11 protein-coding genes are annotated in these 15,088 nt (G+C 36.7%); 2 read left to right on the plus strand and 9 right to left on the minus strand.

Annotated features, from left to right (window positions below; translation table 11 throughout):
- Positions 1-2 precede the first annotated feature (2 nt).
- The 9 genes from FFM71_RS06110 to FFM71_RS06150 form a co-directional block, all read right to left on the minus strand.
- Positions 3-719, minus strand: coding sequence for a GntR family transcriptional regulator (locus tag FFM71_RS06110; protein ID WP_137611288.1), 717 nt, complete (start codon positions 717-719; stop codon positions 3-5).
- A 341-nt stretch (positions 720-1,060) separates the two neighbouring features.
- Entirely contained in the window at positions 1,061-1,438 is a 378-nt protein-coding gene (locus FFM71_RS06115; protein ID WP_137611289.1) for a RidA family protein, read from the minus strand.
- A 30-nt stretch (positions 1,439-1,468) separates the two neighbouring features.
- On the minus strand, positions 1,469-1,945 hold the full coding sequence (locus FFM71_RS06120) for a PTS sugar transporter subunit IIA (RefSeq protein ID WP_137611290.1): 477 nt from the start codon (positions 1,943-1,945) through the stop codon (positions 1,469-1,471).
- 13 nt (positions 1,946-1,958) lie between these two features.
- Positions 1,959-3,155 carry a MalY/PatB family protein gene (locus FFM71_RS06125; protein WP_223876485.1) on the minus strand — a complete coding sequence of 399 codons (1,197 nt, stop codon included), beginning with the start codon at positions 3,153-3,155 and terminating at the stop codon, positions 1,959-1,961.
- Between the two features lie 15 nt (positions 3,156-3,170).
- Positions 3,171-4,652 carry a PTS transporter subunit EIIC gene (locus FFM71_RS06130; RefSeq protein WP_137611331.1) on the minus strand — a complete coding sequence of 494 codons (1,482 nt, stop codon included), beginning with the start codon at positions 4,650-4,652 and terminating at the stop codon, positions 3,171-3,173.
- 197 nt (positions 4,653-4,849) lie between these two features.
- Positions 4,850-5,707: a PRD domain-containing protein gene (locus FFM71_RS06135; protein WP_137611292.1), complete on the minus strand. Its 858-nt coding sequence runs from the start codon at positions 5,705-5,707 to the stop codon at positions 4,850-4,852.
- A 247-nt stretch (positions 5,708-5,954) separates the two neighbouring features.
- A complete protein-coding gene (locus FFM71_RS06140) occupies positions 5,955-6,878 on the minus strand; it encodes an L-lactate dehydrogenase (protein WP_137611293.1) in 924 nt (307 codons plus the stop codon).
- Positions 6,879-7,564: 686 nt separating this feature from the next.
- The gene (locus FFM71_RS06145; RefSeq protein ID WP_137611294.1) at positions 7,565-8,476 is read right to left on the minus strand and encodes an L-lactate dehydrogenase; all 912 of its coding nucleotides are present in this window, start codon (positions 8,474-8,476) and stop codon (positions 7,565-7,567) included.
- Positions 8,477-8,717: 241 nt separating this feature from the next.
- Positions 8,718-9,773 (minus strand): D-alanine--D-alanine ligase, encoded by a 1,056-nt coding sequence (locus FFM71_RS06150; protein WP_137611295.1) that lies wholly within the window; start codon positions 9,771-9,773, stop codon positions 8,718-8,720.
- A gap of 174 nt (positions 9,774-9,947) precedes the next feature.
- Between FFM71_RS06150 and FFM71_RS06155 the strand changes: the two genes are divergently transcribed.
- Complete coding sequence (locus FFM71_RS06155; RefSeq protein WP_137611296.1) at positions 9,948-10,892, plus strand: DUF1002 domain-containing protein; 945 nt, start codon at positions 9,948-9,950, stop codon at positions 10,890-10,892.
- Positions 10,893-12,293: 1,401 nt separating this feature from the next.
- Complete coding sequence (locus FFM71_RS06160) at positions 12,294-15,011, plus strand: HAD-IC family P-type ATPase (RefSeq protein ID WP_137611297.1); 2,718 nt, start codon at positions 12,294-12,296, stop codon at positions 15,009-15,011.
- Positions 15,012-15,088 lie beyond the last annotated feature (77 nt).

Genomic DNA, 15,088 nt, shown 5'->3' on the forward strand with positions numbered 1-15,088 from the left:
CCTTAGGATTTGTTACTGATATCGTGTCGAATGTGATACGCAAATTGATCACTTCTGGCAACGCTCAAAGTAAACTCAATAATTTGATTGTGTGGATCATAAGTTTGTCGTCTGAGATTCAAACAAGGTGCGCCTTCTTTGATATCCAAATACTTACTATCGTTGGCGCTAGTAATGCCAGCTAGAAAATATTCATCAGCATAATAAACTTGTTCGTTGAACTCTTCTGAGAAAACTGAATATAATGATCGATTGCTCAACATCGATTCAGTCATTAAATTGAAATGTTCAGCCGGTAGATAAGTCCGTTCCAACATTACTGGGATTCCATCAGCAAATCGGAGCCGCTTGATCTTGATTATTTGGCTACCCACTTCAGTTTCTAAGTTCTTAGCGAAATATGCATTAGCCTCCTTTCGTTCAAAGCTAAGAATTTTAGTTTGTGGTTTCTTCCCCAGCGAAATCATCTGCTTATTGAAACTATAACTACTATTCAAATCGCTATTTAGATCAACCCTATTAACAAAAGTGCCTTTACCATGTACCCGACGAATCATTCCGGTAACTTCCAGTTCCATCAAAGCGGCTCTGACAGTCGTGCGAGACAATTCATACTTTTCAGCTAATTCCCTTTCGGAAGGCAATTTAGCGTTGGCTGGTAAAGTTTGAATGTAATTAGTCAGCAAGTTGATTAACTGTTCTTGAAGAGTAATTTTCATACGAATCGAATCCTTTCTGGTATCAACCACAAGACCATTGTATACGGTTGCAATCCATAAAATAACAACTGGGATAGACCGCTTTCATGGTGGTTTTTTAGTATAAATCAATGATACCAGACTATTTGGCAGTTCTAAATTTAAGTGGTACTTTTTACGATACCATACCAAAAAGATACCAGTTATAAATTGGTCTAACCAATTTTTCAAATGTATATTCTTTTTTCATTAATGTCTTGTTAAATAGTCATGGCATTAGACATATCAAGGATATTAAAAAAGGAACGTAGCGTTATGGCTGCGTTCCAACTGTTAATTATTTCCTATTTATTGATTATTTTTCACTTTTTTACTTCAGCAATGGCTTCAATTTCGATTAACGCACCAATTGGTAAATTTGCTACTTCAAATGCAGTTCTGGCTGGATAACTATCATTAAAATAATTTTTATAAATATCATTTATCTTTGAGAAATCATTGATGTCAGCCAGATAAATTGTCGTCTTTAGGACATGATCAAAGTCACTGTTAGCGGTTTTTAAGACATTTTGGAGATTGGCTAAGGTTTGATTCGTTTGATTTTCAAATCCATCCACTAATTTATTAGTTTGGGGATTTAGTCCAATTTGTCCTGATGTAAAAATGATACCATTTGATTCTGTTGCGTGAATATATGGTCCAATTGCATCAGGGGCTTGATCTGAAATTATTCTTCGCATAATATTTACTTCTCTTCCTATATTAATGAATTATTGAATCGTAGTTACTTCGTCACCAGCATTGACCATACGATTGGAAATGGCTGGATCAAAGCTTAGTTCATTCTTTCCTGGCAATACTAACATTACGATATCGTCTTTATTACTCCTTGAAATCTCTTCGCGGTCCATTTTAACTAACTGGTCTCCTACTTGAACATGTTGTCCTGCTTCAACTAACATTTCAAAAGGCGCACCTTTTAATTCAACGGTATCAATTCCTAAATGAAGCAATACTTCTAAACCATTGTCAGTTGTTATTGATATTGCATGTTTAGTTGGGAAAACACTTGTAACTTCACCATTAATTGGTGAAACGACTAAATCTGAGCTTGGCTTAATAGCAAATCCATCACCCATCACCTTAGTTGAAAAGACTTCGTCTGATACATTTTCGATTCCCGTTAGTTCTCCATCAATGGGAGCGACAAGTTTATTTGAATTCTTCTTTTTAAATATATTAAACATCTGTCAGATATCCTCACTTATTTGATTTCATCCTGCGCCATTCAACTGCCATACGATCCATTGATTCTTGAATCAGTTTTGCTGAAGTTCCTAAATTAAATCTCAAGAAATCGTCTGCGTCAGCAACATAATCATCCCCGATCCCGACAACAACTCCTGCATTAATTGCCATGTTATTAGCAATCGTATGCATATCAAAGCCTGATTCTGAGACGTCGATCCAAGGTAAATATGATGATTCCATTTTCAGAAGTTTCCATTCCGGAAAATCCTTATTGATTGATTTCTCAAAAATATTCAAATTTTCTTTAATATAACTCTCACATTGCAACAGCCATTCACCGCAATCATTGTAAGCAGTCGTCATCGCAATTTGTCCGGGAACATTGGGTGAAGTAACTGAGTTCTTCAAATATTGCTTTCTAAGCGCATTTCTTAACTTTTCACTCGGAATGATTGAATAGGAGAGTTTCAACCCACCGAGGTTAAAAGCCTTATTGGGTGATGTAAACATAACTAGGTTTCCCATATATTTCTCAGGAAGTCTTAGTGCCGAAATAAACTCTCCTTCCATAATGTGTTCTGAATGAACTTCGTCGCTTACTAGAACTACATCATTGTCCAAACATAATTGGGCGACCTTAATCAACTCATCTTGACTCCAAATTCTGCCACTAGGATTGTGCGGTGAACAAAACATCAGTATCTTCGGATGCTTAGCTTTCATCTCGTCTTCCAATTTATTAAAATCCAAGTAATACCGGTCCCCTTTTAGAATTAATGGCACGGTAATTACTTTACGATTATTGTGTTCCGCTGCATAAGCAAAAGGTCCATAGACGGGCGTATTCATAATTATATAATCTTCTGGTTCCGTTAAGGCTTGAACCAAATAATGCATATTTGGAACAGTTCCATACCCAAGGGTTATCCAATCCTTTTCTACATGATTATTATGCTTTTTATCTTGCCAATCGATTACACTTTGGAACCACTTCTCAGTCGGATACGTATAACCATATGCTCCATTCTCCGACATTTTTGTTAAAGCATTTCTTATTTCAGGGGCTGCTTTAAAATCCATATCGGCAATCCAAAGTGGTATAAAATCATCTGCAATCCCGGGAAATTTTTTATTTACAATTTTTTTATCCCATTTTCTAGCATTATCAATACTTCTATCAGCAATATCATCAAAATCATACTTCATAATAAATCAATCCCCCTATATTCCCATTTCTTTCTCAAGACCATCCTTAACACTTTGAACTTGAGCACCATAGACTACTTGTACAGCCTTATCAGCTTTGACCACAGCCAGAGCACCCGATTGCTTCAAAACATCTTCATCCATCTTTGATGGGTCTTTCAACATCAATCTCAATCTTGTAACGCAATTATCCAATGAATCAATATTTGTGGCTCCTCCGAGTGCACCTAAGATAACTTTAGGATCATAGATACCGTTACCCTTTGTCATAACGACATCACCATCGTCTTCTCTACCGGGAGTCTTAACATTTTTTCTCAAAATATACCAACGGAAAACGAAGAAGTAAATTGCAAACCAGACAAGACCCACTGGAATCAGGATCCACCACTTTGAACCTGGTTGTAACCATCCAAATAAGATCCAATCAATGACACCACCATCGGTATTACCCATTCTGGCACCTAATAGAGCCATAACTGACAATGACAGGCCTTGCATAATTGTATGGAATACATAGAGAATTGGTGATACGAATAAGAATAGATATTCGGTTGGTTCAGAAATACCTGATACGAAGCCAACCAATGCGGCTGAAATAAGGATACCTTTGATTCGATCACGATTTTTAGATTTTGCTGTAAAGTAAATTGCTAAACAAATGGCTGGTAGTCCAAACATAAATGTTGGCATAAATCCTTGTGACAAGAAAGCTGTTGCCTTTCCAGAAATAGGAACACCGGCATTTAATTCAGCATAAAATACATTCAAAGCCCCGTGAACTGTTTTACCAGCAACAACCGCTGTCCCACCGGCATCAGTAAATCTGATCATTGCCAATAGAATATGATGTAATCCCATTAGTTTCAAAACAGCCAAGGCAATACCATAAAGGAATGGCCCAAAGACACCTGCGTTTTGAATAATGTGACCTAATCCAATAATCCACCCTTGGACCGTTGGCCATACGAATGGAACACCTAATCCTAAAATGGAACAAACAATAACACTAATAATTGGAATAAATCTAATTCCACCAAAGAAAGAAAAGGCATCTGGTAATTTGATCGATTGATATCTTTCCAAAAGTGCATAGACAATTAAACCAACAAAGATACCTCCTAGAACTCCCATTTCAAGAGTTTGGATACCCAAAACAAGCGATTGGCCGGCTGATTGCATCTTAGAAGCACTAACCAGCATTCCTTGTTGCTGAAGCATAAAATTAATACCCATATTTAATGAAATGTATCCTGCTAAGGCCGCAATAGCACCGACACCTTTATTTTTTCTAGCTAATCCAAACGGGATCGACATAGCAAACATAACTGGTAAATATGTAAATCCAAAGCTACCAACAGTATTCATAAAACTAAAAACATTATAAACGGCTGGAATTTTAAAGAATGACATTCTCGCCATCATGGCTGGTGCAGTAAATGAACTACCTAATCCAACTAAAATCCCCATGGCTGCCAAAGTAGCAATTGGAAACATGAATGATTTACCTAAATCTTGAAAGAAACCATATATCTCGGTTTTTCTACTCGTCTTTTCGACGTTAATATCTTTATTCTTGCTCAAAATAAGTTCCTCCTTTGTATTTTATTTGATTGAAAGCACAAAAAGAGGCAATACCAAATAACCAATAAATATTGATTACAAGGTATTGCCTACTTAAAGTTACAAGCCCATTATTTGAATAATCTTTTTATATGTAATGCTAAGTATAGTTTTTCTGATGTGTCTAAATCAAAATTCAACTCGTCTCTAAAATAATTAACTACTAGATTCAAAGTCTTTCGAATCCTTCGATCATGTTTTATCATTTCGTTATATAATTTCAACTCATAGTCAGTCAATTCATCAGCGGCATTTGACCCTAATGACCAACGAACTAAGAGATATTTCAAGTGAATCAGAAAACGATTATAGCTTACATCATTTTTATTCACTTTAATTTTATTAGAAACGAGATTACTTATTTCTTCGATTCTCTGTAAAAGAATCTCAGTTTTGATTACACCAGAATCATTACCATGGTCAATTTTGCTTTCAATCAAATGTATTGCAATATATCCAGCTTCGTCGTCTGGTATCTTCAACCCGGAAGTCTCCTCAATGTATTTGAGTCCCGCTTTAGAGGCTGCAAATTCTTTTTCATAAAGAACTCTCAAATCATTTAAGAATGGATTTCCAATAAAAATACCATCTTTCATTCTGCCAACAGAAAAATAAATATGATCAGTCAAGGTAATTAGTAAAAAGTCATCATATTCGTTGCCCGTATAGTTTTTTGCAATATCAATGATCTTACTAGTGATTTTAAAATATTCATACGGTACCTTTTGCAAAAGTTGATTAAATTGATCCATAAACTCATCGTGCACATTACTATTTTGCATCGTATAAATTTTATCACTAGTTTTTAACTCATAATCCTGATTCCTTTTATTGCCGAACCCTATACCCCTTCCCCAAATTAGTTTTTCCGTGTGGTTGGAATCCTCGACTAGAAGCACATTGTTGTTAAGAACCTGCCTTATATACATGGATTACACCACCAGTCTTTTTGAAACCGCTTACACTTCGAACAATAGTTTAATAACGGCGTTATGTCAATGATGTATTTTACTAAACATTTCATTTATGCTTTCAAATATAAATACCAGTTTAAACAAATACCCGGTACTATAGTATTTATTCATGAACCAAGATACATATACTTTTATGAAAAATCAATTCACTATAACGGCGCAACAAAAAAACACATCCTCAAAATTTAGAATGTGTTTGTATTTATTTGTATTCCTCAGGCAATTTGCTTTTAATATAGTCGGCTGAGTATTGCAATTTATCCAATTCTTCTTTAGGAAGCTCTAATTGAATCTGTTTCACAATTCCATCGCGTCCGACAATAGCTGGATATGACAAGTAAACACCATATTCTTCGCGGAAGTTGGAAACAGGCAATTCAATATAGGCATCGTTTAAAATTGCCAACGTTAATTTAACGGCGGCAGTTGAAATTCCATAATTAGTGTATTTCTTACCACTAAAAACAGTGAATCCACCCATACGAACATCTTCATTCAATTTATCGAGATCCAAACCATCATTTTTAGCCAATTCAGCAATTGAATGGTCCAAAACTTTTACGGTTGACCAGGCGGTAAATTGTGAATTACCATGTTCACCCAGATTATAGCCCTGAACAGAACGAGGATCTACATTCAGAGCAGCCCCAACAGCACGCTTCATTCTGGCTGAGTCCAACAAAGTTCCTGTTCCCATAACATGAGCTTTTGGTAAACCAGTGATTTTTTGATAAATTGAAACCATGACATCATTAGGATTACTAATTACCACGATTTTCCCATCGAATTTGGTTGCTTTAATTTTATTAGCAACATCAACAACGGCCTTACTTGTGAAATTCAATTCAGCAAAGCGGTCAGGCTCCACACGATCTTGTAATTTAATATTACCAACAGCGGAGATGATTACGTCCGTATCATCCAATTGAGAGTAATCATTAACAAAGATATTCGTATGGAAAGGCAAATTTGCCATTGCATCTTCAAAATCTAGTGCATCGGATTTAACCTTTTTTTCATTAATATCAATCATTACTAAATCGTCCACAAAACCACTGCTAACGATATAATGCGCACAGGCTGCCCCAACATTACCTGTTCCGATAATTGCTACTTTTCTTGTCATATAATCTACCTCTCAGTTCAAAATAAGTTGTAGTTGCCATTATACTCTAATATCATTAAAAAATAATTAATAAATTTGTTTTTTCAAAAAAAAGCACTTCTTTTAACAGTCGGCCGTCTCCAGGGCTGAGAACATTCACCTGCTATGCGGAACGATTCGAGCCTGGAAAACGGTCTCGAATCTCGGTTTGAAGACTTTCCATAAACCCGGAAAGTCTCCAAACACGCCCGGTGGTGTAAGAGCTGAAGCTCTAACGCCACACCCACAGCGGGTAAATGTTCTCAGCCCTTCCGACTAGTTTATTTTATTAAACAAAAAAATTTCTGATGAATTAAGTTTTTTAAATAACATAAATAAAGGAAAACTACATAAAAATGAGTTGTTTCCCACCTAATTATTTGATTCTTTGGGTGAGATACAACTCATTTTGTTAGTTTTGATATCTGAAGGTTGAAAGGTGATAAATTATCTTTAATCATTATTATTACAGGATTAGAGCCAATTTATTTAAATAAGCAGAGTCCTAAGTTCACTGTTCCGCTATTAAAAAATTAAATTAGTCGGAAGAGCTGGGAAATATTTGTGTGCCGTGGAGATTCGAGACCGCTTTCCAGGCTCGGATCGTTCCGCACAGCTAGTGAATATTCCCCAGTTCTGTAGACGGCATATTTAACTAATACTACCGTCTATTTAATATTCTTCTTAATGTAATCAGCTGATTCTTGTAACTTATCCAACTCAGCTTGTGGCAAATCTAATTGCAATTGTTTCAAGACACCTTCACGACCAATGATGGCTGGATATGAAAGATAAACACCATATTCTTCACGGAAATTAGAAACAGGTAATTCGATATGTGCGTCATTCAAAATAGCTAATGACAATCTCACAGCAGCAGTTGAAATACCATAGTTGGTATAACCTTTACCATTGAAAACTGTGAATCCACCCATACGAACATCCTCGTTAATTTGATCCAAATCAAGTCCCGAATCTTTAGCCAATTTTTCAACTGGTTGATCCATTACTTTAACAGTTGACCAAGCCGTAAATTGTGAATTACCATGCTCACCCAAGTTGTAACCTGAAACTGAGCGAGAATCAACTGAGAATGCCTTACCAACAGCACGTTTCATTCGAGCTGAGTCAAGCAAAGTACCAGTTCCAATGACACGTTCTTTAGGAAATCCTAGTATTTGTTGATACATTGAAGTCATGACGTCATTAGGATTACTGATAACAACCATAATTCCATTAAATTTAGTTTGTTTAATTTTTCCAGCAACCTCAGTCACTGAATCACCAGTTGGCTTCAATTCACCGAAACGGTTTGGATGGTCTCCACCAATCAACTTGATGTGACCGACAGCCGAAATAATAATATCAGCATCATCCAATTGAGAATAATCATTTACAAAAATATTAGTATGATATGGCAAATTGGCCATGGCATCTTCAAAATCCAATGCATCAGCTTTAACTTTTTTTTCATTCTTGTCAATCAAAACTAAATCATCGACAAATCCACTAGCAACAATGTAGTGAGCACAAGCAGCACCGACATTACCCATACCGATAATTCCTATTTTTCTAGTCATAAATAAAATTCCTCGCAATCAAAGATTTTAAATAACTTCCAATTAATATCATACACTAAAGGTTCTCAATATCCAAAGCGCTATCATTCCTGTTACACGGCCGTCTATGGAGCTGTTAGTATTCACCTGCTATGTAGACCGATCCGAGCAAAATCCAAAACCCAAGTGGAGACCTCAGCTCACAGCAAACCTGAGTCAGATCACAAAAAAAGACATATCCCTACAGGACATGTCTGACATTTTATTGACGATTTTCGTAATGCTTAACTTTACTCATAATGATTCTTTCACATAAATCAGGATATGAAATGCCAGCTGCTTCTGCTTCTCTTGGCATCAATGACAATGGTGTCATACCTGGCAATGTATTTGCTTCCATAACGTATAATTGACCATCACGTAGCAAGAAGTCGACACGGCCATAGTTGCTCATGCCTAATGACTCAAAAGTTTTCTTTGTCAAAGCTTGCATCTTCGCATGAATCTCATCATCCAAATTGGCTGGTGGTGTAATGAAATGTGTCACGGTATTTTCTTGGAACTTGTGTTGGAAATCATACCATCCTGTATCGATAGTAACTTCAACAGCTGGAAGTACTAAGCCATCAACGATAGCAACTGAGAATTCACGACCTTTGATATACTCTTCAATCAAAACTTCATCATCAAATCTCAAAGCATCAGCAACTGATTCTCGTAATTCAGTCGCGTTTCGAACGATATGTGTACCGACACTTGAACCACCATTAGATGGTTTAACTACCATTGGATAGTTGAATGGAATATCTTCAGATAAAATCTTAGCAGTCTTAGTAGTTGTATACTGAGCTGTTGGAATCTTATCTTGAACAAAAATCTCTTTAGAATATTTTTTATCCATAGCAAGACCTGAAGCAAGTGAGCCACTGCCAGTATATTTGATATCAAAGACATCGAATACCGCTTGCATCTTACCATTTTCGCCATCTTCACCGTGAAGTCCCATGTAGACGATATCGGCGTGTTGACAAATTTTCAAAACGTTACGACCCAAAAGGCCACGAGTTCCGTCGGTCCGAAGTGCATTGATCTTTTCATCTGTTAAAACCTCATCATCGATGATAAGCTTGCTTTCACTCTCAGGTTCAGTTGTAAAAAGATCGTCAATCTTATCTTCGTCAACATCCTTACCTAAAAATGAATCAACATATGCGACTTCATAACCCTTACTACGTAGTGCGTTGGTGATTTTAACTCCGGAAGATAAAGAAACATTTCTTTCTGTACTTCTTCCACCTGAAAGAACGACAATTTTCATTGTGTTTCACCTAATCCTTTTAATTTTATTACTTAAGCGTAATCCTAGAACCTACAGAATAGCACAATGGTGTGGAAAAAACCATTTTAGAATTTAAGCTTTTCAAAAAAATTAGCTATCTTCTCGAATTTTTCATAATTCTCTGGTTTAATTATCATTAAGGAGGATATAACCTTGAAAAAGTTAAATATTATTTTATTAGGTTTATTATCTGTAATCACGCTGGGATTCTTCTCAGCACAAAGCGTTAAAGCGGACGATCTAAGCGATCAGCCAGTCATGACTTTGGGAACATCTTTAACTAGTGACCAACGTCAAGGTACTATTAGTGCCCTATCTTCACAAATCAATGATAGCAATTACAAAACCATCACTGTTACTGGTGATACATTGGTTAAGTATTTAAATCCAAGTGGTAGCTCATTCACAAGCAATTCTGGTGTTTGGTCATCTGCTTTGATTCAAAAGACTTCTTCCGGCTCTGGTATTAACGTTAAAATCGTTGACTATAATGGTAAAAATAACATTACCACTATCACAGCCGACCAATATCGTAATGCCGCTGTCACAGCTGGTATCAGCGATGCCAATATCTATGTAACTTCCGCCACACCAATCGATGGTTCTGGTGCCCTAGCAGGTATCTACGCTGCTTACGCCAACAGTGGTGATAGCCTGAATCAAAGTCAAGTTAACGCCGCCCAAAAAGAAATGAGTGTCTTGAGTGGCATCACTGATGCTAATAAAGGTACTGAAGGTTATTCTGATAAACAATTGAACAATGCCGTTGCCGGTATCAAATCAGACATGGCTCAAAAGGGCGATAACATCACTAATAACCAAATTACAACTATTGTAAATAACAACTTACAAAAGAATAATTTGCAAAACATCATTAACAATAATCAAAAACAACAAATTATTAACTTGATGGTTCAAATCAGAGACTCTGGAGCTTTGAGCAATTCAAACTTTAAAGAACAAGCTTCTAAGCTAAGTAGCGATATCATGAGTAAAGCTAAGAATATTTTTAATAACTTGAATACTCAAGAAAATCGTAACTTCCTACAAAGAATTTGGGACAGTATCGTTTCATTTTTCAGCGGACTATTTAATTAGAAACCGTCCAGAACAAAATCCCCGTAGCAACCTATAAACGATTGTTACGGGGATTTTTAATTTACAATAATCGCTAAATTTTTAGTACAAGCAAAATAGCTTTTCTATATACTATAATTAGAGTCATGTTGTCGAAGACCCATTATCTTTGTTGGCTTTAGTCAGTCCGTTAAATGGTGCAACACCCCTCGCCTATTCCGTTTTGATGGAGGTGTACGACTTGATAACAAGGACAAGATTGAAGGTGTGGTTTTGCAGCTCTTAGAGTTTGTAATTAGTGTTTATTACTTGGCGAAAGCGTATTTCATATTTGTTAAAGCCAAGGCACTAAAAAAGACTAATCACTTAGATTAGTCTTACCCATTAGTAAATCATTTTCCGTCTGATGTTTGAGGCTACAGGAGTGCATTCCTGTGGTCTCTTTTCATTAGTTATTATAAGGGACTGATAAATTGAAATCAACTGTTTAAGACGATATCAAATATTTAATTAGAAGTTAATAATCGAAATTATTGCGAGCTAAAATTATTCCAATAATGTAAAATATGACGTATATTGCTGTCTTTGAGCCTATTAATAGACAAGCAGATACGCATGGTGCTAGTTGATAATTAATTGCAAATATTCGCATCAATTATATATTCCAAATTAAAATTTAAAATATGCAGGATATAAAACAATTGAGCCTTTTTATACTCAATTTATGAACAATTAACTAGTCGGAAGAGCTGGAAAATATTTGTGTGCCGTGGAAGTGATATGAGGACGGGAGATCCTCCCGTTCTTATATCACCGGGCGTGTTTGGAGCCTTGACGAACTATGTCAAGGCTTCAAACCGAGGTTCGAGACCGTATTTTGGCTCGAACCGTTCCGCACAGCTAGTGAATATTTTCCAGCTCTGTAGACGGCATATTTAACCAGCACCACAGGTAAGCAGATTAAAAATACTTTGACAATAGGAATTAAGCCCCATATCATATTATAAACAAATATAATTATGTAAATACCTAAAGGTAGAAAAATGGTATACCTATCGTTGTTATAGTCATAGAACTAATTTATTTAAGTAATAGAAATCTTCATTTTATTATTTAAAATAAACAAGTTGGAAGAGCTGAGAGTATTCATTTGCAGCGAAAGTGGCGTTAGGACTTTAGTCCTTACACCACCGGGCGCGTTGAAGACTCACGGGGTTTGTGAGGCTTCAACCGAGGTTCGAGACCGTACTTTGGCTCGAGCCGTTCCGCGCAGCAAATGAATACTCTCAGCTCTGGAAACGGCATACATAATTAAAAATTCAATCTTTAGATAAATACTTGAGAGGAAGTGGGCACCTTGGTCTTCATTAAAGAAATCCAACGTAATTTAATAGATAAATACAATTAGGAGTAGAAAATTAAATGTTAGAAGAAAGTACTAGTTCCAAAGATAATTCAAAAGAGCCCCCGAGGGACTCTCAAAAATTATGGCAAATGGATGCCAAAGATATTAACAAATTATTCCAAACAAACGCTGAAGATGGTCTTACCAGTGCCGAAGTTAAACGTCGTTTGGATCGTAATGGCCGAAATGAGCTTGAAGTTAAGAAGACTTCCAAATTCATTCAGTTCATCAAGCAATTCAACAACAGTATCATCTACATTTTGGCAGCAGCAGCGATCATGACATTCTTAATGCATCGTTACTCTGATTCAATCGTTATCGGTCTTGTTATTATCGCCAACGCAATAATCGGTTATATTCAAGAACAACAAGCCGGCAATGCTTTGGAAAAAATTCGTGAAATGCTAGTTTCAAAAAACTTTGTCTTCCGTAATGGTGAAAAGTTAGAAATTGATGCTCGAGACTTAGTTGTCGGCGATTTAGTCAATCTAGAAGCTGGGGATGCTGTTCCGGCCGACTTACGATTAATTTCTGCTGATAATTTGAGTGTTCAAGAATCAATTTTAACTGGTGAAACTAATTCCGTTGAAAAAATTGAAGAAGCCATTTCTGACGATAATTTACCATTAGCTGAACGTCAAAATATGGTCTTTGCTTCCACAGCCGTAACTCACGGTTCTGCTTTAGGAATCGTTACTGCTACTGCTGGTGATACTGAAATTGGTCAAATTCAAGACTCAGTTGAGTCCGTCAAAGAAAAGCCCACACCTTTGATGCAAAACTTGAATTCACTTGGATTTGGTTTGTCAATTGCTATCCTAGTTGCCGCTGTAGTCTTGTTCATTATTGGCTACTTTATCGACACATACAGTTTACCAACACTATTGATTGCCGTTATAACGATGGTCGTTGGCTCAATGCCTGAAGGTTTACCAGCCAGTACCTCTGTCGTACTAGCCATGGGAACTCGTAAAATGACTAAACGTAACGTAATCGTTAAATCATTGCCCGCAGTCGAAACTCTGGGTGCCGTTGATATTGTTAATACTGATAAAACTGGTACTTTAACTAAGAACGAAATGACTGTTAAAAAAGTTGTAACGCCGTCACACGATTTTGATGTCACTGGTGTCGGTTATGACAGTGATGGCTCCATTGATTTTTCTGGTAGTTTAAAACTTGGAGATAAAAATTACGATTGGCATCAAGATTCCGGTATGAAATGGTTGGTCAATATTGCTGGTCAAACCACTGATGCCCAACTCCATTTTGAAAATAATCACTGGGAATTAACCGGTGAGCCAACTGACGGTGCCTTAACCACCCTTTATCGCAAGATGACTGGTAATGATCCCGAGGTTGACGAAATTGATTCTTTACCATTTGATTCAGCCTTTCGTTTCTCTGCACGTCTAGCCAACTTGAATAACCAAAGAGTATTGATGGTCAAAGGTTCCCCTACTACCATTCTTAATGCTTCAGTTAAAACAACCGACGAGGATTACTGGAACAACAAGATCAAAGAACTTTCATCTGAAGGACTTCGTGTGGTTGCTTTAGCATATAAAATTGTTGATGATAATTTTGAAGAAATTGAAACCGATCAAATCAACAATTTAACTTTAGCCGGTATGGTCGGCATCATTGATCCTCCTCGTGAAGAAGCTAGAACCTCAATTCATGAATTACGCATGGCCGGTATCAAAGTCAAAATGATTACTGGTGATCACCCCGATACTGCTTCAGCAATTGCTAGAAAGCTTGATTTAGATTCAGTTATCAAAGCTATTACTGGTCCTGAAATTGATGCGATGTCAGATGAAGAGTTAAATGCCAAAATTGACGATTACAATGTCTTTGCACGTACGACCCCTGCTAATAAATTACGTATCGTTCGCGCTCAACAAGCCAACGATCATGTTGTTTCAATGACAGGCGACGGTGTCAACGATGCTCCTGCCCTAAAACAAGCTGACATTGGCGTTGCCATGGGTATTAAAGGTACTGAAGTTGCGAAAGAATCAGCCAATATGGTTTTAGCTGACGACGACTTTGCAGATATCGTAGTTGCTGTTCGTGAAGGACGCCATGTCTTTGACAATATTCGTAAGACAATTCGTTTCCTTCTTCCAACTAGTTTTGCGGAAGGATTAATCGTGGTTATCAGTATCCTGTTAGGACAAGATTTGCCGCTATACCCTGCACAATTACTTTGGATAAACATGGTTTCAGCTTTAACGATTCAGTTTGCTTTTATCTTTGAACCCCCAGAAGCTGGAATAATGGCTCGTGGACCACGTGATGTTAAAAAAGGTCTGTTAACAAGATTAGATACTTTTGAAATCGTCTATGTCTCCTTACTGATTTCCGGACTAGGTATCTGGGCCTTCGACTTCCTAACAGACAAAGGTATGCCTGAGGTAGTTGGAAGTACCATGGCGTTAAATATTATTATCTTTGGTAAAATTTTCTATCTATTCAATTTGAGAAATGACCACCCAGTTATTTCCAAGTATTTCTTCCAAAACAAGATGGCTTTCTACATCATTGGAATTTTAATTGCTCTACAAATGGGAATTATCTACCTTCCATTCATGCAATCAATCTTCCACACAACAAATATCAACTTCACATACGGCTGGTTAATTCCAATCCTCGCCGGAGTGATTGTTCTAGCTGTGACCGAGCTTGGAAAGTTCATCCGCTTCCATATGTTGCAACGAAATATTAAGTAGAGTTAGAAAGTGTGTTACAACTGGAACTGTGAGATTAATTAATACATTAAAAGGTCCTGAAGCCAATATGGTTTCAG

Source organism: Companilactobacillus huachuanensis (genome assembly GCF_005404815.1).
In the GTDB taxonomy this organism is placed as follows: domain Bacteria; phylum Bacillota; class Bacilli; order Lactobacillales; family Lactobacillaceae; genus Companilactobacillus; species Companilactobacillus huachuanensis.